Genomic DNA, 22,305 nt, shown 5'->3' on the forward strand with positions numbered 1-22,305 from the left:
ATGAGGAGGAAGCACGCATGAATCGCCGAACGTTTGCCTCGCTGATCATTCTTGCTGGTGGTCTCAGTGCCGGTCTGTTTAGCTCCGGCGATGCGGCAGCCGTCGTCTCGAATGCGGATTACACCGCGGTGCCACCCTTTGTCTCAAGCACAACGACGCCGAATATCATCATCCTGATGGATAATTCCGGCAGTATGAGTAATCGTGCCTGCGAATCCACCTCCTGTGGCACATTAGCGGATGGAAGCACCTCCACCTCCACGACATGGACCAATACCACCCGTTATTCAGGCTACTTTGATTCCCTCAGTTGCTATACCTACAACACGACTGACAAGAGATTTGAAAGTGCCACCGCAAAAGCATACGTGTACACGGCTTGTTCGACGACGGAATGGGATGGCAATTTTTTGAATTGGGCGACACTGCGCCGGTTTGATGCGGTGAAACGGGCGATGATCGGCGGAGATTGTTTCAGCACCAGGGCTGCGGATGGGACCTGTCCGACCAGCGGGACCCCGGCCCTCAAGACCGTTCGGGCGCAAGCTTCGGGGCTGAACAATGAACGAGCAGATGTCAATTATGGAGGCGGGACCGGAGCCAATACCTATGTGGGACGTATTCCGTTGGCCGATCGAGGCAGTAATAAGGACCCCATATCGATTCATGTCTCGGATGCATATTTCTGCGTTGAGGACGATACAAACTTCAACAGCAACTGTGGCGATTCTTATAGTGTTCGTAAATACGAACTGAAGATCGGGTACTCGGTCGAGCCAACTGGCGTGATTCAACAGATCGGCAGCAAAGCCCGTTTCGGTCTGATGGAGTTTAAGTCCAGCAGCGAAGGGGCACGTATGCTGGTGAGCGCCGGATCGCGGCAGTCGATCGATTGGTCTGGTACGGGAGTCGAAACGTTCAATACAAATATGGCAGCGATGGTGGATGCGGTGCAGGAGTCTTACCCGTCGACGTGGACGCCATTGAGCGAGGCCCTCTATGAAACGGCGCGGTATACCGCTCAGATCCAATCTACCTTTGCGGCTGGGTATGTCTATCCGATCGCATTTTCCGGGGGCATTTCAAATGGTGTGAATTTCGCCACGAGCGGCGCCGGTTCTATCGGGACGAGTGAAATTTCGGCATTGGTTGGCACTGAAACCTGTCCTTCCGGGTATATCAGCAATGCCTGCGGGCGCGACCCCTATTTCTTCGGACAAAACCATACGCCGCCTTGGGCCTCGACGTCTCAGGTCGTGAATTGTTGTCGCACATTCGTCATCCTTTTTACGGATGGCGAACCGACGCAAGATCAAAGTATCCCTTCGGCGCTTCAGGATTATGCCCACGCCCATCACGGCCAGCACTGTAACGGCGCTGATGGGGCGGCACCGCCCAGACCAATCAATGGCACCTGCAATACCAATGCGGCGACACCGTTCAGCGATCTACTGGCAGAGCACAAGACTGACTACGCTGATAGCGGTAGTCACTACTTGGACGATGTAGCCTATTGGGCGCACACCAGCGATCTGCGTCCTTGTAGTGGAGCGAGTGATGGTACGATTGCTGGGTTATTGGTGACCGGACATTGCATCGCCGGGACGCAGAACCTGACCGTGTATTCGTTTTTTGCCTTTGGCAACATGAATGGCCGAGGAATTCTCGCGCAAACCGCTCGGCTGGGCGGATTTGAGGATGCGAACGGCGATGGGATCCCGCAGACCTCGGAGTGGGACAAAGAGAACAATTTGACCGGGGCCTCCACTCCCGACGGCATTCCTGACGCCTATTTTGAATCCTCCAATGTCGATGACCTCCAGGACAAATTGCTGGCCACCATCGCGAGTATTCTCCGGCGGAGCGCCTCCGGATCTTCCGTGTCCGTGCTCGCGACCGCCTCGACCGGAGAAGGGGCCTTGTACCAATCGTACTTCTATCCCAGCACTATCGAGCCTTCGACGCTGAGTGATGTGAAATGGACAGGGTATACGCAGGCACTGTTCATCGACACCTTCGGCAACACTCGTGAGGATACGAATCAAGATGGCCGCCTCGACTATAAGGTCGACAAAATCATTAAGACACGCTTTGATTCACTTTCCAACTCGGTCAAGGTCGATAAATATGTCGATACGGACGGCGACGGCTTACCGAACGATCAGAATAGCGACGGTACTGTGACGTTGGCGGACTGTAGCCCCTGCGGAAACGTGCTGAGCGATATCCTGCCCATTTGGGAAGCCGGCAAACAGCTGGCCTTGAGAGATGCGTCGACTCGTAACATTCTGACGTGGGTCGACTCCGACCATGATGGAGTGGTTGACTCCGGTGAACAGATGGCGTTTTCAACGGCGAACGAGCCGACACTTCGTCCGTATTTACGTGCTACATCGAGCACGGAAGGTACCAAAATCATCAACTTTGTGCGTGGATGCGATGCCACGACGTGTATCGAGCAGGCGGCGACCAGAGATCGCCGTCTCCAGGTCCCGCCCGGAAGCAGTACGCTCAAGGTGTGGAAGCTCGGCGATGTGATTCACTCGACGCCGACCGTGGTGGCCGGACCCAAAGACCGGCACGATGCGATTTATGGAGACCAGAGTTACGCGGCGTTCTTGCAGAAATGGTACAACCGCAGGCAGGTCGCCTATGTCGGGGGCAACGACGGCATGCTGCATGCGTTCAACGCCGGGTATTACCATCCCGGTGACGACACGAGCGCCTCTGCCCCTGCCAGCACTACTGAGCACGGCTGGTTCACCACGGCTCCTGCAGACAACTCCACGGGTGCGCCATTAGGAGAGGAGTTGTGGGGATTCGTGCCCTATGAACTCCTGCCGCAGTTAGAGTTTCTGAGTCGAGCGGATTATCAACATACCTATTACGTCGATTTGCCGCTCAAGGTAGCCGACGTGCGGATCTTTACCGCCGATACTGATCATCCCAACGGTTGGGGTACCATCCTCATCGGCGGGTTCAGAATGGGAGGAAGCTGCGGTGCTTGTACTGCAGGTAGCGGTGCGCCGCCGATGACCGTCAATATCAGTGGAACCAACTACAATTTTTACAGCGCGTATTTCGCGATGGATATCACGAACCCCGACAGCCCCAAACTGTTGTGGTCGTTCAGCAGTGCCGATTTGGGATTGTCGACCAGTGTCCCGGCGGTGGTCCGCGTGAATCCCGGGGCTGATGCCAAAGCCAGCAATACCAATGCAAAGTGGTACATGGTCGTCGGATCGGGTCCGACCGGCTATGACGCGAGCGTGGCGCAAGGCGCCAAAGTGTTTGCCATCGACCTTTCGACAGGACCCGGAAGCAGCAATAGCCTGGTGACTACGTATTCCATAGGCTCATGGGACTCGTATATCGGAGATATGACGGCCTTTGATCGAGACCTCGATTATCGTCATGACGTCGTCTACTTCGGGCGAGTGATTAACGATGGCGTTCCCCCATGGAGAGGAAAGATCTATCGCTTGACGATGGGTGCTGGGGGAGCCACGTCGAAGTTCGGCACCGTGACGAATCCTGCGCAGTGGGGGATCGCGTCCGGGAGTGCCCGGGTGCCGACGGAAATGTTAGACACGTTTGCCTCCGGAGCGGAGATGGGGCCGGTGGCGAGCGCTCCCTCCGTGACGACCGATGACGCCGCGAATGTGTGGGTGTTTGTCGGGAGCGGACGCTACTACAGCAAGTCCGATAAGACGGACACATCCATCCAGTATTTTGTCGGTATGAAAGATTCCGTGCTCAATGCCGGATGCAACCAATCAAGCGGTATCACCAACTGTATGGACAATGATCTTGTAGATGTATCCAATGCCACCGTCTGTGTAGTGGGTGTCGGCGACTGCGGCCTGGCAAGCGGTACCAATCAGGTGTCCGGTGTGACCGGCGCAACCACCTTTACGGGACTGATCGGCCTCGTCCAGAGCAAGGACGGGTGGGTCACCAGGCTGGTCGAGCCTGCTAACCCGCCGACCAAGCCTGCTCCGTATGGCATCGGCGAGCGGGCGGTGAGCAGCCCGACGGTCTTCGGAGGAGTGGTATTTTTCCCCACGTTTATTCCGACCAACGACATCTGCGTCTCCTCAGGAACCAGCCGGCTCTGGGCGTTGTTTTACAAGACCGGAAGCGCCTATCAAGAGCCGATTATCGGTACGACGGCATCGGGCACGAATCAGATCGTGAATAAATTTGCCTCCCTCGGAGAGGGATTAGCATTCGGTGTGGTGGTTCACATGGGGTCCGGCGGGGACGGTGGCAGTCCGTTCGGGTTAAAGATCCAAAAAAGCACTGGCGAGTTGGATGACTGCACCAATGCCTGCGGCTCTGGTGGTCCTAAAGTTGCGATCGATCCGCGGAGTAGATTTTTCTCATGGACAAACCAGTGAAGACCGCCGTCTTGCGAACTATCCTCCCACCCTCTCGCCTGCCGTTGCTGGCCTTGGTGGCGGTTGCATGCTGGGGTTGTTCTTCCTCACCCCAGGATGGATCGGTTGTGAGTGGGGCAACCAAGAATAACCATGCCCCTGTCGTGAGGCTCGTGACGATTGTCCCCACCCCTCTCATACTCGCCGGTTCCATCACGGCACATGTGATGGCGGATGACCCCGACGGGACGGAGCCCACGAAACGATTTCAGTGGATCGTCAATGGCACTCCTGTGTTGGGTGCAACCGGCCCTGAATTGGACCCGGTCCATGCGAAGCGAGGAGATCAGGTCGCGCTCGAAGTGGTGGCCGCGGACGGCGAGTCGGAGAGTGTTCCCTATCGCACGGCTCCGGTTCTTGTCGTGAATACGCCCCCAATCGTGTCACATGTCACAGTAGAGGCAGATGCGTCCGGCAAGGGTAGTCGGGTTGTTGCAAAGGTTGATGCCATCGATCCTGATCGAGATGAGATTCATTACAGCTACCGCTGGTGGCAAAACGACAAGCAGGTCAAAGAAGGCGAAGAAGGCGTCCTCGACACGACTGGATTCGGCAGGAAAGATGTGGTGGTGGTCGAAGTGACGGCGCGGGATCAAGAGACGGCCGCCGCGCCTGTTCGGTCAACTCCAAGTGCATTGGGCAATTCACCCCCGTTGATTGTTTCGAATCCGTCGGCGTTGACGAATCGGGAGCAGTACGAATATGTGGTCCAGGCCACGGACGTCGATGGAGACACGGTCACCTATGGTCTGGAAACAGGGCCACCGGGAATGACCATCGACAAGTCCAGCGGGCAGGTGATCTGGAAGGTCATGCCGGGTGTGCCTGGAACTCATCGAGTCAAGGTCACGGCGGAGGACGGACAGGGCGGGATAGCCTGGCAGGAATTTGAATTGTCTATTCCCTCGACAGCCCAGTCATCGGCGCAGCCATCGCCTCAAGGCTAGCCAATTCCTGGCGCCTCGACCGATCCCCCCCACGCAGATCTTTCCTCCGATCTTGTCCAGGCTTTCGCCGTTTGTTAGAATTGTACTATCGCCTCGGCGAAAGGAGTTCTCGACACCGGCGTGCGCAAGATCAAACTACGGGAAGGCACAAACACTGCGGTCCTCTTTGGACACCACGACCGCCACCTCAAGCTGATTGAGGAGGAGTACGGCGTGCGATGTTCGGCTCGAGGCGAAGAAGTCACGGTCGAAGGGATGCCTGAGACCGTGAAGCAGGCCGAACGGGTTCTGAACGAACTTGCCGCGCTTACGAATGAAGGCTACGAACTCAGGTCCGATGATATCAGTCACGCCCTGACCGCCCTGCGCCACAACCAGGACGCCTCGCTCAAAGAACTGCTCTTCAGTGCCTCTCCGATCGTCACCAGAAAGCGCTTCATCGTTCCCAAGACCCCGACACAGAAGCACTATCTCGAAGCCATCGAAAAACACGACATTGTGATCGGTATCGGTCCTGCCGGTACGGGTAAGACATACCTCGCCATGGCCATGGCCGTGAGTGCGCTGATGAAAAAGGATGTCAGCCGCATCATCCTTGCCCGCCCCGCGGTCGAGGCCGGAGAAAAATTGGGGTATTTGCCCGGAGACATGTATGCCAAGGTGAATCCGTATCTGCGTCCGCTGTACGATGCACTGTTCGATATGATGGACATGGAACGGGCCAATCGTCTCATTGATCGAGGAGATATTGAAATCGCTCCTCTGGCGTTTATGCGAGGACGTACGCTGAACGACTCCTTCGTGATCCTGGACGAAGCGCAGAACGCCACCGCTGAGCAAATGAAGATGTTCCTGACCCGCCTAGGCTTTCACTCCAAAGCCGTTGTGACGGGGGATATCACGCAGATCGACTTACCGTCGGATCGCGTGTCAGGTCTGATTGAAGTGCGGGAGATTCTTCAGGGCATTACCGGGATCGAGTTTGTCTATTTCGATGAGAGAGATGTCGTTCGGCATCGTCTCGTTCAAGAAATCATCAAGGCCTACGACCGCCATTCCGTCAGTCCGACGAATCTTTCCCCCTCGCGAAAGAGTGAACCTTCCAAAGGGCCGTCACGCCAAGACGCCAAGGCGTCTGGCTCGAATCCGTCGCCAGCCGGTTCCTGGGGCCAATCCCACTAATGCCCGTCGTTGTCGGCATGCGCCTTCGGAGGCAGCGTCTCCGCCTTGAGGTGCTGACCAAGCTCGCCAGTCGTATTCTTCAGTCCATCGATGAATCCGAGGCCGTGCTCAGCCTTGAAATTGTGGGCGACGTTCGGATGCGTCGGCTCAATCGAACGTTTCGTCATCGGGACAAGACGACCGATGTCCTCGCATTCGCGACGCGAGAAGGCCCGGGACCGCCGTCAGCACTGCTCGGAGATGTGGTGATTTCCTTGCCGCAGGCGCTCCGGCAGTCTCGTCACCATGAACGAGGGGGCGACTATGAATTGGTGGTGTTGCTGATTCACGGGATTCTCCATCTGTGCGGCTACGATCATGAGCGGAGCGAGCGGGAGGCGAGAAGAATGCGTCGGCGCGAGCAGGCCGTGCTCCGCGCGATTGGACGAATCCCGAGGTTATTGGTGTCCGGAGATTCAGATCGGGTATGATGCACGGCCTGACAGTCTGGGCGTGCAGTGTCCGGGCAGAGAGACCATGAGGTGAGCAGTGGGTTGGATTCAGAAACTCAGCGAGGGACTTTCAAAAACACGCGATGCGGTGACCGGGCACCTGGATCGACTTCTCGGGCGCGCGGCTGACCCGGCTCTTCTGGACGAGTTGGAAGTCGCGCTCATCAGCGCGGATCTAGGCATGCCGGTTGTGGAACGTGTCATGGAACGCCTGCGCGCACAGATGCGCGGGGGAAATTTTTCCGCTGCCGAGAAGGTGCGGGAGCTGCTGCGGCAATCCGTCCTCGACATTCTGCTTCCCACACAAGCGGCGTCGATCGACCGACTCATCGCACAGGGGCCGCGCCCGTTTGTGATTCTGGCTGTGGGGGTCAACGGGGTGGGGAAGACCACCACCGTGGCCAAGCTGACCCAGCGGTTTCGCCAACAGGGTAAGACCCCTCTCCTGGTTGCCGCGGACACGTTTCGTGCGGCAGCGATCGATCAGCTCCAGGTGTGGGCGGACCGCACCAAGGTGGACGTGATTCGTCATCGTCCCGGCGCTGATCCGGCGGCCGTGGCCTACGATGGGATTACGGCTGCGAAGGCGCGAGGGGTCGACGTCGTGCTCATCGATACCGCTGGGCGGCTGCACACCAAAACGAACTTGATGGATGAGTTGCGGAAGGTCAAGCGTGTGGTCGCGCAAGAGTGCCCAGGCGCTCCCCATGAAGTCCTGCTCGTGCTGGATGCCACTGTTGGTCAGAATGCCATCGCCCAAGCGCGACAGTTTCACGATGCAGTCGGCGTGACGGGTATTGCCCTGACCAAGCTGGATGGAACGGCTCGAGGAGGGATCGTGGTTGCGATCGCTGATACCTTCAAGATACCGGTTCGTCTGATTGGCGTCGGGGAATCGGTGGAAGATTTGCAGGACTTTGACGCCAAGGCGTTTGTCGACGCCTTGTTCTAACCATCCCTGCCGAGGCGACGGCGGCTCCCGCCATCTCAAACGCTTTCGTTCAATTTCTTCTCATCCCGCGAGGGCCATGCTAGGCTGAGTCGACCGGGTTTGCTTGGGGAGAAGTCCCTAGGACCCGGCGTGGCATAGAATCGGGAGCCGCCTATGAGCACGCTATTGGTCATTGATGATGATCGGTTGCATTGCGACTTGTTGCAGATGGCGCTGGCGCGTCACGGGTATCAGGTCAGTACGGCGACCGGCGGACGCGAAGGGGTGGCTCTGTTCCGGCAACTCCGTCCGCTTGTGACCTTGCTGGACCTGCGTATGCCGGATATGGATGGGCTGGCTGTGCTCAAGGAGATACGAACCCTCGACCCCCGGGCTGGAGTGATTATGTTGGGCGGCGGCGCGACCGAGGAGTTGGAGAACCAGGCTCGAAAGTTACGCGTCACGGATTTCTTTCGAAAGGGCTTGTCCTTGGATGTGCTTATCGGTGCCGTGCATCGGGTGGCCCAGCAGGTTCGACGGGACGCGTCAGCTGCGGAGTCCCGGGCAAGCGAGGAGCCGGATGACGCCTCTGCGGAGCAGATTCTGGTGGTGGATGACGATGTGATGGCGCGTGAGCTGCTCGTTCGCTTTCTCAGTCTACGTGGCTATCGTGTGCGTGCGGCCAAGGACGGCCGTGAAGCCTTGCAGTTGGTCGAAGCATCAGCTCCTGATCTGGTGATCCTTGATCTCGTCATGCCGGAAATGAATGGCGTAGAGCTCCTGCGAGCGCTGGCCACGCGAGACTATGCCGGGCGGACGATCATTTTGAGCGGACATCAGAACGACCCGTTGCTGGCGGACGCCTGGGCGTTGGGCCCGCAGGAGGCGTTGGATAAGCCCATCGATTTGGAACGGGCCTTGATGGCTGTCCAGCTTGTGATGGTCTGTCGGGAGTGTTAATCTTCACGCTCCACCTTGTGGTGCCGGTGAAGAGTGAATCGGGTGTATCGTCTCCTCCGTGTCAGTGTGCTGGCTTTCTGCCTCGTGCCTGCGCTAGCAGTTGCTCAGCCTGTTTCCCGCACACCATCGATTGACCATCATCAACTGACCGTAGAATTGCGGCCGGACTCCCATCAGCTGATTGCGACAGATCGTTTGACCGTGAGCGGGGGAGCTTCCGGACAAGAGTTGGCGTTTTCCCTCGCGCCGGCGCTCGAACTCGAACGGATTGAGGATGTCACTCGCTGTCAGGACGCTTGCGAGTCGGCCCCTGAGGTCAGGTTCAGAAGAGCGCCTGCGGATGGTCAGACAGAGTTGTCGCGCGTCATCCTCTCACAACCGGCCGGCGATGCGGGGGGCAACCGGGTGCGGTTGCGATTTACTTACCGTGGCGTCGTCGATGATCCCCCTCGTGATCCCCGTCACCTGCGTTTCGTCACCCCCAGCGAGACATCCGGCCACATCGGCCCGGAGGGCGTGTACTTGAGCAGCGAAAGCCAGTGGTACCCCGACCTCGATGATTCGCTGGCGACGTATGACGTGAAGGTCAGCGTGCCGGATGGATGGGCCTCGGTCACACAGGGAACGGTCCAGTCGGATCCCACGCACTGGATCGTCTCTACCAAGAGCGAAGCCTTAACGGTGGTCGCCAACCGGTTTGTGGTGAAGACCCGTCCCTGGAAGGCACAATCCGGACAGGCCATTCTCCTGGCCACCTATCTCTTCCCGGACGAAGCGGCACTGGCCGATGAGTATCTCGATGCCTCGGCGCGCTATCTCGATGCCTATATTCCGCTGCTCGGACCCTATCCGTTTACACAGTTTGCGGTCGTCGAGAACTTCTTCTCCAGCGGTCTGGGCATGCCGTCGTTTACGCTGTTAGGCAGCGGAGTGATCAAGCGTCACTACACCCAACCCTACGCGCTGGGGCATGAAATCGTGCATTCCTGGATCGGGAATGGCGTCTTCAACCGGGTGAACCATGGCAATTGGGTGGAGGGGCTGACGACGTATCTATCCAACTACTATTACCATGAACTCGTGGGTGAGACGGTTCAGGCACGCGAGCAGCGTCGATTGATGCTGATGGGATTCGCCGTCTACGTTCGTCCGGGAGAAGAATATCCAGTCAACGCGTTCGCGCAGAAGCACGACGAAAAGGATAATGCTATCGGCTATCAGCAGTGCGCCATGGTGTTCCACGCGCTCCGACAGGAATTGGGTGAGGAGGCTTTCTGGCGTGGTGTAAGGCAGATCCCCGAGCGATACCTTGGCGCTGTGGCAAACTGGGCCGACCTCGAGCAGATCTTTCAGGATGCGGCCGGACGGAATCTCAGGTGGTTTTTTGCCCAGTGGGTTGAACGGGCCGGCGCACCGGACGTGGTGGTAGCGGGTGTCCGTGTGCAGCCGTCCCCTGGCCTATCGGGCGGGCAGGGTGGAGCTGAGGTGGTCGTGCACCTTGTTCAACGCGGTATGCCATACCGTGTGTCGACCGAACTGGAATTTGTGCTGCAAGAAGGCCGCACCCACCGCGCGCGGGTGCTACTGACCGAATCGCAGCAGGACGTCGTGGTGTCTGTGCCGGACCGGCCGCTGGCTGTGCGGATGGACCCTGAGGTCAATCTGTTTCGTCGCGTGGCCCGATCTGACATCGCCCCGATGTTGAATCTCTATGTGACGGATGCGCAACGGACCATCGTCGTGCCGCGGGCGGCCGCCGAAACCCCGGGGCCGTTCTCTGAGATCGTGCAACGCATTGTCGCACAGGAAGCCGCAAAGCCAGGCCCGGCGCGCACGACGGTGGCGTATGCGGGGGAAGAGTCGAGTGCTGCGCGCGCCGGATCCTGGCTGGTGCTGGGCGGCCCTCAGGAGAATCCGGCCGCCGCCGCAGTGGTGAAGCAGTGCCGCGATCACCTCCAGATGACCGACAAGGGCTTTTCTGTGGATGGAACGAGTTATGAAGGGCCAGCGATGGCACTTTTGGCCTCCTGCCGGCGCGATGATCACCCGGACAGCGTGGTGACCCTGCTGTATGGGGTGACGCCAGAGGCATTGGGGCGCGTGGCCCGGCTCTTGTTTTTTTACGGGTGGCAGAGTTATGTGGTATTTCGAGAGGGGACGGTCGTCGCACGGGGAGACTGGGAGGATATGATGAGTCCAGAGGTGCCAATTGAAACACGGTAATAGGGTCATTGCGGGGATGCTGGGATTGGTGCTCTTTTCCTCCGTGACGGTGTCGGCATGGGCAGAGGATTCGAAACAGGCTGCGCCGAAGCCGATGGCTGCTGCATCGGGTGAACGCCATCTGACCAATATCCGACAACTTACGTTTGGACGGCAGAATGCCGAGGCCTATTTTTCATTCAGCGGAGACAAACTCATTTTCCAGTCCACCAACAATTGGATGCGGGATACGTTTGCCGCGGCGATGTATCCGGCCGACATCCCCTTGGGCTGTTACCAAATGTACGTGATGGATCTCGGGAGTGAAAAGATTCGGATGGTCAGCACCGGCTCAGGCACCACGACCTGCGGTTACTTTTTCCCCGGCGACCGGCGGGTGCTGTATTCCTCCACGCATCTGCGGGGGCCAAACTGTCCTCCGAAGCCGAAGCGTGACGGTGGGGCGTACCGCTGGGCGTTGGACGACTATGATCTGTTTTCCGTCCGGATCGATGGGCAGGACCCTCAACGATTGACCAACACGCCAGGGTACGACGCGGAAGCCACGGTGTCCCCCAACGGGAAGACGATCGTCTGGACCTCCGTGCGCGACGGGGATTTGGAGATCTATGCGATGGATCTCGACGGGACTCACCCGCGGCGGCTGACTCATGAAGTGGGCTACGACGGTGGGGCGTTCTTTTCTCCCGACAGCAAGCGGATCGTCTATCGTGCCCAGCATCCCGCCAATCAGGAGGAATTGGATCAGTACAAGGGGCTGTTGGCGCAAAACTTGGTGGAGCCGGGCCGGCTCGAAATCTTTATCATGAACGCTGACGGGTCCGGTAAGCAGCAGGTGACGACCAATGGCGCCTCCAATTTCTCTCCCTACTTCCATCCCGATGGCCATCGCGTCATCTTCTCGTCGAATGTCGACACCCGCAACGAGGGCGGGCGACCGGAGTTTCACCTGTATCTCGTCAACGAGGATGGCGTGGGGCTGGAACGAGTGAGTTTCGGTGGAAAGTTCAACAGTTTTCCCATGTTCTCGCCTGACGGCAAACGTCTCGTCTGGGTGTCCGACCGGAACGCGAAAGAGCCGGGAGAATTCAACGTGTTCCTGGCCGACTGGGTTCCATGAGCGGATCGGGTGACGGGCAGGTTGCGTCGCCACCGGCGCAGCCTGAACCAGCACCGGATTGTCCGCCGGCTTCGGCCGTGACCCTCTCGGCGCTCGTGCTGCTTGGGTCGTTTGCCGCGCTGTTCTCTATCGACGTTCCCATCCTCAAGTTTCTCCGATCCCACAATTTGTCGGCACTCCAGTCGTTGGGTGATCTCGGCGAAAAACTCGGCAACGGCGGGACCCTTATCACCATCAGTCTGCTCCTGTTAGGCGTCGGATATGTTCTCAAGCGCCAGGCGTGGATGCGAGTGGCGCTGGATAGCCTGCTGGCGCATGGTGTGGTGGCGCTCGTGGTGAACAGCCTCAAGCATATCATCGGCCGTCCGAGGCCGCGCTTGACGCATTCGGATGGGTGGCACTGGTGGCCCTCGTTACAGTCGGGGTTGGATTCGTTTCCCTCGGGCCATACCTCAGCCACGGTCGCCGTGGCGACGGTATTGGCGCGGGCGCTGCCTCGCTTGCGTTGGGTACCGTTTGCCTTGGCCGCGTGGGTCGGGGCCAGCCGGATTTGGAGAGGTTCTCATTTCCCCGGCGACGTGGTGGGGGGGATGGCGTTGGGGTTTGTGGTGGGTTCGGTGTGTAACGGCCAGCTCCGTTGGTGGAAGCAGTCGTTCGCGCAGGCGGTCGTTCGCATCGCGCCGATAGTCCTGTTACTGACAGGCTTTTGTTGGGTGCTCACGCACCGCGTTGTCGATCTCATGGTGGACAGGGTGCTCATGGTGGTGGGGCTGCTGCTGATGGGGGGCGGTTGGTTGCTGCGAATGGGGTGGGGCCGGAACGCCGTATCCGCCAGCCCCGTTGTGTGGGGGGCCGTGTCGACTGCACTCCTGTGCGTGGGGCTGGGAGTGGTCACTGGTGCGCCAGTCGTGATCGGCTTGACGGCCGTGCTCGGCTTGGCGCAATGGACCGCTGCCACTGATGTGCCGGCCAGCGAGTCCGCGGCTGAGCCGTCCCGGCGAGCGAATGGTGTGTATGCGCTGGAGATGCTCGCGGCAGTGGTGGTGATTCAGCTTCTGAAGGGACTTGTGCCGCTACAATAACCGATTAATGGCCGGGGATGCGTATCGCGGGCTTTTCCGCTTCTTCCGGAACATGGATCAGCGATTGACTGGCCAGCAGGATGTAGCCATACCGTTCGAGCATGACCGGGTAATCCATCGTCTCGAACGGCAAGCGATTGCGCATGGGTTCCGGTAAGAGAATCATGGTGCGTCCCGGTTGGGTCAGGTAGGGCTTGATGTTGGCTTCTTCCCCCTTCGGAACGACGATCGCTTTTCGCTTGGCGTAGAACACCAGTGAGGGGCGTGGTTGCCCGTAGAGAATCAATCGGTCGTTGGGGCCGAGATTGAGTCCCGCGACTTCAGCCAACTGCTGGGGCGGCTCGATGACAAAATGATTGATCAGCGGAAAGGTCAGCTGCATGGCGGCCAGCACGACGAGGGCCAGTGAGCCGCCCGCGGCCCAGAAGGCAGCCGGTCTTCGCGTTTCGCTCAGTCCGAAATAGGCCACGAGTCCCATCCCGAGGAGGAAAATCGACGCGACCGTGTAGGGGCCTGGTCCAAGGGTGACCTGCCCAGCCAAGGGAAACTCCTCCACCAACTTCCCGGCAAATTTGGCATAGAGCGGGGGCAGGACGGCAAACGCCAGGGCGAGGACAGAGCCCACGGCTGTCATGATGTGGATCGCGGCTCGCAGGCCCGGCGCGGCCTGGTCCGAGACGCACCGATTCCAGTAGCAGGCCGCCAGAATTGCCGCACCGGGAAACAAGGGGCCGATATAGTGCGGCAAGCGGGTGGAGGAAAGACTGAAAAAGATGAATCCCCCCAGGACCCAGGCTGCGGCGAACCATTCGAGCGCATCGGGTGTGGAGTGGGTCTCGACCTCGGCCGACCGGCTGGGAGGGAGGGCTCCAGTTCGTCGAGCCTCACGCCAACTCCGGTAGCTTTGGTGCCAGGCAAAGGGCAATAGCGCGCTCCAGGGAAAAAATCCGAGTAGGAAGACCGGGATGTAAAACAGCAGCGTGCCGCCATGCCCTTCCATGGCGCCGAAGAAGCGGCCGATCGTATCGCCCTGTGCGGATGTCGTATATCGCTGGCCGTGAATGTTCAGCATCATGAGATACCAGGGAAGCGCCAGGGCGACGAACAGGATGAGACCGGGAATGAGATGCCCGCGACGACGAAACAGCGGCCAGGACCGGGTGAGCCACAGGTACAGCCCCACGGCCAGCATCGGAATCAAGAAGCCGATGGGGCCCTTGGTCAGCGTCGCCAGGGCCATGCCGATGTAGAAGAGCCACATAGCGTGGCGTTCGCGCCCCTCGCCGTGCACTCCCAGCCAGAATCCGTACAGAGACAGGGTGGTGAAGAAGATCAGCACGCTGTCGGTCAGCGCCATGCGACTCAGCCCGATGATCTCCAGGTTCAGTAACAGCATTGCCGCGCCGAACAGGCCGACGACCCGCCCCCGGCACCGTGTGAGAAACAGATATTGGAGGAGAATCAGCCCCAGACCGAAGAGGGCTGAGGGAAACCGCGCGGCGAATTCGTTGACACCGAACAGGTGGTAGGAGGCGGTCATCAGCCAGTACACAAAGACCGGCTTGGCGAAGCGCGGTTCATAGTTGAAGGTCGGACTGATGTAGTTGCCCGTTTCATACATTTCCCGGCCGGCTTCGGCGTTTCGACCTTCATCCCGGTCGGTCAGGCCGAGCGAGCCGAGTCCGACGAAGAACAGCACGGCGGCCATCGCCAGCAACAGCACGAGCGCGAGCGGCTGAATGGAGCGGTCGATCGGCGCAGGTGTCTGCAGAGGAGGGAGCTCTCCGTTCATCTGTGGTTCCATTACGATTTGGTCGCCGGGGAGGCCGTGTCGGAGGCGCCCTGGTTGGGACGATGGATGAGCATGAGGTTGCGAAGATAGACGACACTGCCGATGCTCTGCCCGGCAATGAAGACCGGATCCTGCCGGTAGATCGCGTAGGCCAGCGTGATCAACCCTCCGATCATGCTCATATACCAGAACGCCGTCGGCACGCGGCTTTCCGCATGGCGTTCTGAGGCGATCCATTGGATGACCCAGCGCATAAAGAAGATCCCTTGTCCGAGGAATCCGATAATGATCCAGATGGTATCGAGTGTCATAGGCGTGCGGAGGTTGGTGACGTCCCGGTGGCGCGGTACTGATAACGCAGGCAACGATGCTGCATCCACCGCACGGCCACCAGATCGTACAGGCCCTTGAAAAGACGGTTCCCCACACCATACTTCGATGTGCCATGGGCGCGAGGATAGTGGCGCACCGGCACCTCGGTGACGGTAAATCCGTGCATCAACGCCAGGGCCGGGAAGAACCGATGCATGCCCTCGAAGAGCTGCAATTTATCAACCACCGCCCGTCGGAAGAGCTTCAGAGAGCAGCCGGTGTCGTGAACCCGGTCGCCGGTGACGGCGCTGCGGACGGTATTGGCGATTCGAGACGAAATTTTTCGCGTCAGGTTGTCGTGCCGGTCTTTGCGCCAGCCGCAGACCAGGTCGAATTGCCGGATCAGCGGGAGCAGCGTGGCGATGTCCGCCGGATCGTTCTGCAGATCGCCGTCGATCGTCATCACCAGGTCTCCGGTCGATTGTTTGAACCCGGCGTCGAAGGCTGCCGACTGGCCGTAGTTGCGGTCGAAGTGAAAGACTTTGACCCAGCGGTACTGCGTGGCCAGGCTATCGAGGATCTCGGAACTCCCATCGGTGCTGCCGTCGTCGATAAACAGCAATTCAAAGGGAGCCGATCGGGATTCCTCCCGGCTATCCAGCACCTTCACGAGTTGCTCTGTCAGGGGAACCAGATTCTCTCGTTCATCCTTGATGGGGATGACAACGGAGGCCCATGGGCGGGTCGCTACAGTCATGGGGAGGGAACAGGTCCTTTAAGACTCGGGTTATCGGTGAACATCGGGACCATTTTACAGAACGCGTAGAGGGGTGGTCAAACAGTTCTGTCTCGCAGGGCGGTGTTGCCGACTGGGACGAAACAGGAAGTGCCACTCGGTGGACACTTTCCGATCGGCGTGTGTGGAGACGATCGGATCGTTGCGCAGGGTCGGCGAGGCAGCAGTTCCGCAGTGACGGACCTGCCTGGTTACTGGCTTTTCGCAGGCACGTCGAATTCCGATGCGGCGGTGATGGTGAAGCGCATGGTCCCCATTAAGCTCATGTCGTTGATCTGTTCGCCGGCGTGGATTTCCACCTTATACCGGCCGGGTTTCCAAGTTCCTTCCGTGGGGAGCAGTTTGAGATAGCCGGTTTGGTCTTCCAGGGCGATGTACATCGCGTCTTCCGCCACGACCGGTAGTCCCCCCGTTGCGGTGTCTGGATCCGGATAGCAGCGTCCGAATACTTGAAACGATTGATAGTGCTGATGCAGTTCGAACACGATGAAAATCGGCTTCGGTCCGGCGGTGAACTGTTCGGTGGGCGCGACGGGGACGATTTCATGGGTTCGCTGAAAGCCTAATTCTTCATCGAATCCCTCCGCGAGGACGATGCGGCGAAACATGCCCTCGGGCGGGGCATCGAAATTATACGGCGTGGCGTTCTCGGTGCGATTTTGAAAGTCCGGGATCGGCACATTGCGCGTGAGAGGGAGTTCCTCGGCTTCGAGGGAAGAGGCTGAGAGAAGGACAATGAGGCACGCACGCGCACCGAACTCCCGCATGCCGTCTTGGTACACCTGCCTCGGCAGGCCTGTCAAGGAAGCCCCCGGTGTGTGGACTGCCGGTTGGGAGGTGGCGCATCGGGGGGCTTTTGCCGAGGCGTGACCGGTTTCGGAATCGCGGGAGACCGGTTGCGGGTGAAATTTGCTTCCTGTTAGACTTTCCCTCTTTCCACAGGGGGACAGTATGGAACAGCACCTGATGACGCAGGTAGAGGATCCGGACGCATTACCTCAACCGCTCGGGGAGTATAAGCCGGTCGATCATTGGCAGGCGCATATCAATACGCTATTCTACCGACTCCGGGGCGACCAGCAGCGCAGCTTCTATCAAACATTTACGTCGGCCGACTATCGGTTGGCACATGCGTTGGCCGCCGACTATTTCGAGCAGGTCACGAAGCGGGACCGGGCGGCCAGTAAGCCAGCGTCGTCCGGCAAGCCGAGTGACAGTGTGGCGACTCCACCTGCCGCTCCGGCGACGACTCTGACGGTCATGGAATGGGGGCCTGGAAATGGCAACCTGGCCGCCTGCTTTCTCAGCCATTTGCAGCGGCTCGACAAGGCCGGTCAGGTCTATCCCCGCGTGCGCTATGTCCTCGTCGATTCCCAGGCGTCCGCCTTGGAGCAGGCGCGTACCCATCCCGACTTGGCTCCTCATCTGTCCAAGGTCGATTCCTTGTGCGCGGACGTCACAGATCTGGCGACGGTTGCGGCTGGGACGGTCGATCGCATTCTGTGCAATGAACTGTGGAACGAGTTGACGACCAAGCTCATTGTGAAGAAGGGCGGCGAGTATGAGGAAGAGCATCTCCGCCCGAACCTCAATGAGCGCACGGCGGCGGCGATTGCCGATTGGTCTGGGTTTGTTCGCGCGTTCGATGCCAAGGACATTGAGAAGTTGAAACAGTTTCCCCCGTTCCTGGACGACCTGATCTGGGAGCGTGAGTATCATAAGGTGGATTGGAAAGATGTGCCGTACCGCAAGACGATCACCGAATTTATGAAGGCCATCGACGACGAAGTGTTGGTCCCGGTGAATCTCGGGGCCTGCGCCTCGATCAAGGAAGCCAAGCGGGTGTTGGCGCCGAATGCCGTGGGGTTCAGTAGTTTCGATGCCGGGACGGCGGATATGCAGGTGCTGAACGATCCCGAGAAGCCTTGCTACGGCCAGTTCGGTGGACAATACAGTTTCATGGTGAATCTCGCGTTGATCCAGGCCGTGGCCAAGCACCTGGGTATTGCCGCTACCACGGTGGAGACGCAACGGGAGTTCGTCGGTAGCAGGCTTGGGACGAACGTGATGACGCTGATGGACCTGTTGGCCTGCCATCCGATTGTCGGCTCGAAGGTGCAGGCCTGGGAACTGGATCGCCTGACCCTGCAGACCATTCGTACGGTGAATGACATCTATGAAAGCCCCTATCAGCGCAAGATCGACTTTCCCTTACGCCACGAAATGCCTGCGCAGGAGCGTGAATCGGCGCAGGGTATCCTGCTCTCGCTGAAGCCGAACGGGATTCCCGATACCATTGCCTATGTCACCGAAGAGGAGTTGAGTCAGGCGCAGGCCGAATTGGAGAACCTCGGCTATGAACGCGAGGCTATCCTGATGGCCCTTGGCGCGCCGCCGAGTCCTGTTGAGTACTATCACTTCGCCTTTCGACCGTAGTGCGGGTGCGTGAGCGAGACGGAATGCCGTGCCGCATCGTCGCTGTAGGAGAAAGAGCTTGACTAATTAAATTCGTTTCTATAGCCTTTCCCGCGATTTCCAATCCAAGACCCGTTTTCGCTCAGGACATCGCGAGGATGCAGACGGGGCAGGACTCGCAGGCACGATCATCTCAGACGACTTCTTTCACGAGACGGCAGTATGGTCGCCGGGGCGTGAATATGCGCCGTGCGAATAATCGCACAGCTGTAACAAGGAGCATACAGTACCATGTTTGGTTCGTTCGGCTGGATGGAGTTGCTGCTGATTCTCATCATTGTCCTGATCATCTTCGGGGCCGGGAAAATTCCCCAACTCGGTGAAGGATTAGGCAAGGCTATCAAAGGGTTCAAGAAGTCGGTTCACGAAGCGGATGCCATCGATGTGACGGCAACCGAGTCGGAACCAGCCGCGGCTCAACCCACGGCACAAATCCAGCAAACTGGACAGCCGGCCACGCCGCCGCCTGCGCAGCAGGCCGCCGCGGCTCCACCGCCACGGACGACGCAGGGATAACCTGCGAGGCTGAGGACGCAGACCGAATGACGGCACTCGTGTGTAGCAGGGACGCCGCCTGGTCTTTACCACAACCCCCTCAGTAGGAACACCATGTTCGGTCTTGGCGCTGGAGAAATTCTCATCATCCTGGTCATTGCGTTCCTGTTGTTCGGGCCCAAGCAATTGCCCGAAATCGGGCGACAGGTGGGCAAGGCCGTCAAGGGGTTCAAAGAGACGGCGGATGACCTGAAGAAGACGGTTGAGCCAGAGCTCAACATGATTCAACAGGAAATGAAGATGGTGGAGCAGGATTTCGAGTCGTCGATGAAGGAAGCAGAAGAACAGATCAACCATGCAACATCGGGCGTAGAGCACGGGGCAGAGGAATCGGGTTTGCCCAAGCAGGCCTAATACCAATTCATACTCGCTCTACGGCTGTGAAGGGAGGTGACCACAGCGACAGTACAAGACCGGACGGTAGGTGGGTCCCGCTTCGGGACTGAAGCGGAGTCGTAGCCGGATGGTGGGCACCATTCTGGTTCGGCAGACGAATCCCTGCCTACGCGAGTTGGCTTTGTAGTGCAATAGCGGTTGGATGTATAGGCGGCACCCGGAGTGAATGGGTACACGAAGGGTTGCCATCCAATTCACAGGAGGAACGCTATGAAACGCATCCATGGACGGACCAGGTGGGGCCGGTTGGCCGCCATCTTCGGCGCTGCGGCAGTTACGGCTCTGCAGTGTCTGTCACTCCCGGCCTTTGCCGGATTCGAACTTCCCCCGGGCGAACGTATCACCAATCTCCCTGCCATTCCCCGCAACATGCCGCAAAAGGAAGCGTACGAACTGTACGATCCAGTCATCGGCCGAAACTTCGACATCAAGAACCTCTGGATGCGCGCCGACCTGCGTGTGCGTCCGGAAATGCGGAACAATGCCTGCTTCGGCGGTGCGCAGTTGGCTGGGGGGGCTTGTAACTCGTTCGGAGGCGCCACTCCCCGGGGTTCGGCACCGACTGGAGGCAATAAGGGCAACGACATGTTCGTCCAGCAGTGGATGCGGTTGGGCATCGGGTACGATTTGTCGCCTGACGTGAACTTCTACGTGGAAATCATCGACAGTGCGACTTGGGGCGGCAACGGCAGTGCGGTGACTGCCGGTAACGCGGGCGATCCGCTGAACCATAATGGCGGTGTGTCCGGCGGTGGTGGTAACAGTGGCCGTCTGGGCGTTCGCGCAGCCTACATGTTGATTAGAAATCTGGCCGATGTGCAGGGCTTGAGTGTGAAGGTCGGCCGGCAGTATGTCGTGTTCGGCAATCACTCCCTGTTCGGCCACTTCGATTGGGCCAACACCGGCTATTCACATGACGGTGTGATGTTCGCCTACCAGACCAAGAGTTGGGACAGCTACTTCGGCTGGTTCCGGAATTCAGAAAGCGATCTCGGTCAGGCTACCCCCGTCGGCAGCGGCGCGCCGAATATTGCCGGTACCGGTGGGCAGGACGCGAACCGTGATGCCGACATGTTCATTTTCTACAACCAGATTAAAATGGTTCCTGGCATGGTGATCGAGCCCTTCTACGTGTTGTACCAGAACCGCTATGGGTCGGCGGACAACGCGGGGCAAGGTCTTGGTACGGCCAAGCACTCCAACCAGACCCGTCATATGATCGGAAACCGGATTGAAGTGCGCAAGGGCGGATTTGATTTCAGCAACGAAACTGCGTGGCAGTTCGGTCAGATGGGGCAGGCTGGCGCGTGCCAAGGCGAGCAAAAATGTTTGCACATCAATGCCTGGGCGACCAGAAATTGGATTGGCTATACGTTCTACGACACGGCCTGGAAGACCCGCCTGGCCTTTAACCTCGATTATGCGTCCGGCGACAGCCGGAACAACACCTGCACCAACGGGACCAATTGTAAGACAGCGAACACCTTTGAAAACTTCTTCCCGACGAACCACATCCATATGGGCTATATGGACGTGCAAGCGTGGAAGAACATGCTGTCTCCTTCCGTCAACCTGCAAGCTCGTCCTTCGGCACGTGACCATATCGAATTGTGGTACACGAACCTGAACCTGGCCAATTCCAAGGACTGTTGGTATCGTGCGGCTCAAGGTTGTTACGTGTTCTCGAACGTCAACAACACGAAGACCCACATCGGCGACGAAATCGACGTGGCCTACACCCGGATGTTCGCCGATGGCAAAGTCGCCTTGCAGGCTGCGTATGGCACCATTTTCGCTGGTGGTTATTTGACCAGCACCTTGAACCAGACGCAGAATCAGCATTGGGCCTATATGTCCTTGTGGATGAACTTCTAGGAAGAAGCGATCAGCGTACAGCTTTCAGCGGACAGCGTCCTTGCTGATCGCTGACGGCTTTCATCAAAGGAGACACGCAATGAAGAAACTCATGTTCGTCACGCTGGGCGTTGCAGCGTTGGCGATCGGCAGCCAGCCGGTCACCGCGCAGGCCCAGGTCGCGGATGCGATTCAAGCAGTAAACGATGCCATCGTCGAGTTGACCGATGCGCCGGGTCTCGGCAAGCGGACGACCGTCGATTTGGCAAAACGATGGGGGGCTGACCGCTCCGTCATCGATAGTGCCACGGCGAAGTTGCAGGATGGCCTCAGTAAGGCCCAGTCTGGTGGAGTGGGCGCCGATGCCATGCGCCAATTGAAGATGGCGGTGGATTACGGCAAGGCTCGTTTGCATAAGGAAGCCCGCTTGTCTGCGCAGGGTGCGCTGCGTTATCTGTGCGTGGCCAATCAGGATCAGGGGCCGGGTTGCGACTCGGTGCCGAAGTTCGGCAGCTACACTGCGCCATAGCCAGAACTCTGGTGATCTTCGAGGTGTGAGGGGAGATCCCCCTGTCTGTCTCGAGTCTGAAACCCCGTCGGGTGATCCCCGACGGGGTTTCTCTTTTGAGGCAACTGACCGTCGACTAAGATCTGCCGCTGATGCTTGATAGTCTATTTCACCTGACGGCTGGCGAGTCCTGACGGCTTGCCCGTGATTCGTCGGGCGTCTTATACTCGGCCGTCCGCAAT

17 protein-coding genes and 1 pseudogene are annotated in these 22,305 nt (G+C 58.9%); 14 read left to right on the plus strand and 4 right to left on the minus strand.

The features are described 5' to 3' along the window. Positions 1–17: 17 nt before the first annotated feature. From JNL86_03345 to JNL86_03385, 9 genes and pseudogenes are all read left to right on the plus strand, one after another. Positions 18–4,400 (plus strand): hypothetical protein, encoded by a 4,383-nt coding sequence (locus tag JNL86_03345; protein MBL8041935.1) that lies wholly within the window; start codon positions 18–20, stop codon positions 4,398–4,400. Continuing rightward, positions 4,385–5,386: a hypothetical protein gene (locus JNL86_03350; GenBank protein ID MBL8041936.1), complete on the plus strand. Its 1,002-nt coding sequence runs from the start codon at positions 4,385–4,387 to the stop codon at positions 5,384–5,386. Before JNL86_03345 ends, JNL86_03350 begins: the two co-directional genes overlap by 16 nt. Positions 5,387–5,506: 120 nt before the next feature. After that, positions 5,507–6,436 (plus strand): annotated as a pseudogene (locus tag JNL86_03355) (PhoH family protein). A 149-nt stretch (positions 6,437–6,585) separates the two neighbouring features. Beyond that, a complete protein-coding gene (gene ybeY, locus JNL86_03360; protein ID MBL8041937.1) occupies positions 6,586–7,038 on the plus strand; it encodes an rRNA maturation RNase YbeY in 453 nt (150 codons plus the stop codon). 58 nt (positions 7,039–7,096) lie between these two features. After that, entirely contained in the window at positions 7,097–8,011 is a 915-nt protein-coding gene (gene ftsY / locus JNL86_03365) for a signal recognition particle-docking protein FtsY (GenBank protein MBL8041938.1), read from the plus strand. 153 nt (positions 8,012–8,164) lie between these two features. Next, positions 8,165–8,950 carry a response regulator gene (locus JNL86_03370; protein ID MBL8041939.1) on the plus strand — a complete coding sequence of 262 codons (786 nt, stop codon included), beginning with the start codon at positions 8,165–8,167 and terminating at the stop codon, positions 8,948–8,950. Between the two features lie 42 nt (positions 8,951–8,992). Beyond that, complete coding sequence (locus JNL86_03375; GenBank protein ID MBL8041940.1) at positions 8,993–11,173, plus strand: hypothetical protein; 2,181 nt, start codon at positions 8,993–8,995, stop codon at positions 11,171–11,173. Further along, positions 11,160–12,293, plus strand: coding sequence for a PD40 domain-containing protein (locus JNL86_03380; protein ID MBL8041941.1), 1,134 nt, complete (start codon positions 11,160–11,162; stop codon positions 12,291–12,293). The genes JNL86_03375 and JNL86_03380 overlap by 14 nt, the downstream gene beginning before the upstream one ends. After that, entirely contained in the window at positions 12,290–13,375 is a 1,086-nt protein-coding gene (locus JNL86_03385) for a phosphatase PAP2 family protein (GenBank protein MBL8041942.1), read from the plus strand. Before JNL86_03380 ends, JNL86_03385 begins: the two co-directional genes overlap by 4 nt. Positions 13,376–13,379: 4 nt before the next feature. Here the strand turns inward: JNL86_03385 and JNL86_03390 are convergent, their stop codons facing one another. From JNL86_03390 to JNL86_03405, 4 genes are all read right to left on the minus strand, one after another. Then, positions 13,380–15,167: a glycosyltransferase family 39 protein gene (locus JNL86_03390; protein MBL8041943.1), complete on the minus strand. Its 1,788-nt coding sequence runs from the start codon at positions 15,165–15,167 to the stop codon at positions 13,380–13,382. Positions 15,168–15,178: 11 nt separating this feature from the next. After that, positions 15,179–15,421 (minus strand): lipid-A-disaccharide synthase N-terminal domain-containing protein, encoded by a 243-nt coding sequence (locus JNL86_03395; protein MBL8041944.1) that lies wholly within the window; start codon positions 15,419–15,421, stop codon positions 15,179–15,181. 53 nt (positions 15,422–15,474) lie between these two features. Then, the gene (locus tag JNL86_03400) at positions 15,475–16,236 is read right to left on the minus strand and encodes a glycosyltransferase family 2 protein (protein ID MBL8041945.1); all 762 of its coding nucleotides are present in this window, start codon (positions 16,234–16,236) and stop codon (positions 15,475–15,477) included. 230 nt (positions 16,237–16,466) lie between these two features. After that, the gene (locus JNL86_03405) at positions 16,467–17,057 is read right to left on the minus strand and encodes a hypothetical protein (GenBank protein MBL8041946.1); all 591 of its coding nucleotides are present in this window, start codon (positions 17,055–17,057) and stop codon (positions 16,467–16,469) included. 169 nt (positions 17,058–17,226) lie between these two features. On the opposite strand from JNL86_03405, the gene JNL86_03410 reads away from it, so the two are divergent. The 5 genes from JNL86_03410 to JNL86_03430 all read left to right on the plus strand — a co-directional run bounded on the left by JNL86_03410 (position 17,227) and on the right by JNL86_03430 (position 22,084). Then, entirely contained in the window at positions 17,227–18,711 is a 1,485-nt protein-coding gene (locus tag JNL86_03410; protein ID MBL8041947.1) for a hypothetical protein, read from the plus strand. Between the two features lie 270 nt (positions 18,712–18,981). Continuing rightward, positions 18,982–19,266 carry a twin-arginine translocase TatA/TatE family subunit gene (gene tatA / locus JNL86_03415; GenBank protein MBL8041948.1) on the plus strand — a complete coding sequence of 95 codons (285 nt, stop codon included), beginning with the start codon at positions 18,982–18,984 and terminating at the stop codon, positions 19,264–19,266. Between the two features lie 93 nt (positions 19,267–19,359). Further along, positions 19,360–19,659 carry a twin-arginine translocase TatA/TatE family subunit gene (locus JNL86_03420; GenBank protein MBL8041949.1) on the plus strand — a complete coding sequence of 100 codons (300 nt, stop codon included), beginning with the start codon at positions 19,360–19,362 and terminating at the stop codon, positions 19,657–19,659. Positions 19,660–19,911: 252 nt separating this feature from the next. Continuing rightward, a complete protein-coding gene (locus tag JNL86_03425; protein ID MBL8041950.1) occupies positions 19,912–21,576 on the plus strand; it encodes an alginate export family protein in 1,665 nt (554 codons plus the stop codon). A 79-nt stretch (positions 21,577–21,655) separates the two neighbouring features. Next, positions 21,656–22,084, plus strand: a complete 429-nt coding sequence (locus tag JNL86_03430) for a hypothetical protein (protein ID MBL8041951.1) — start codon at positions 21,656–21,658, stop codon at positions 22,082–22,084. Positions 22,085–22,305: the final 221 nt, after the last annotated feature.

The sequence above is a fragment of the Nitrospira sp. genome (genome assembly GCA_016788885.1).
GTDB lineage: Bacteria > Nitrospirota > Nitrospiria > Nitrospirales > Nitrospiraceae > Nitrospira_A.

What these genes read in the sequence shown, in the direction of transcription:
- JNL86_03425 (MBL8041950.1), top strand. Translation starts at nt 19,912, where the DNA reads ATGAAACGCATCCATGGACGGACCAGGTGGGGCCGGTTGGCCGCCATC.
- JNL86_03395 (MBL8041944.1), bottom strand. Translation starts at nt 15,421, where the DNA reads ATGCGCTGGGTCATCCAATGGATCGCCTCAGAACGCCATGCGGAAAGC.
- JNL86_03420 (MBL8041949.1), top strand. Translation starts at nt 19,360, where the DNA reads ATGTTCGGTCTTGGCGCTGGAGAAATTCTCATCATCCTGGTCATTGCG.
- ybeY (MBL8041937.1), top strand. Translation starts at nt 6,586, where the DNA reads ATGCGCCTTCGGAGGCAGCGTCTCCGCCTTGAGGTGCTGACCAAGCTC.
- JNL86_03410 (MBL8041947.1), top strand. Translation starts at nt 17,227, where the DNA reads ATGGAACAGCACCTGATGACGCAGGTAGAGGATCCGGACGCATTACCT.
- JNL86_03385 (MBL8041942.1), top strand. Translation starts at nt 12,290, where the DNA reads ATGAGCGGATCGGGTGACGGGCAGGTTGCGTCGCCACCGGCGCAGCCT.
- tatA (MBL8041948.1), top strand. Translation starts at nt 18,982, where the DNA reads ATGTTTGGTTCGTTCGGCTGGATGGAGTTGCTGCTGATTCTCATCATT.
- JNL86_03370 (MBL8041939.1), top strand. Translation starts at nt 8,165, where the DNA reads ATGAGCACGCTATTGGTCATTGATGATGATCGGTTGCATTGCGACTTG.
- JNL86_03430 (MBL8041951.1), top strand. Translation starts at nt 21,656, where the DNA reads ATGAAGAAACTCATGTTCGTCACGCTGGGCGTTGCAGCGTTGGCGATC.
- JNL86_03345 (MBL8041935.1), top strand. Translation starts at nt 18, where the DNA reads ATGAATCGCCGAACGTTTGCCTCGCTGATCATTCTTGCTGGTGGTCTC.
- JNL86_03350 (MBL8041936.1), top strand. Translation starts at nt 4,385, where the DNA reads ATGGACAAACCAGTGAAGACCGCCGTCTTGCGAACTATCCTCCCACCC.
- JNL86_03400 (MBL8041945.1), bottom strand. Translation starts at nt 16,236, where the DNA reads ATGACTGTAGCGACCCGCCCATGGGCCTCCGTTGTCATCCCCATCAAG.
- JNL86_03390 (MBL8041943.1), bottom strand. Translation starts at nt 15,167, where the DNA reads ATGAACGGAGAGCTCCCTCCTCTGCAGACACCTGCGCCGATCGACCGC.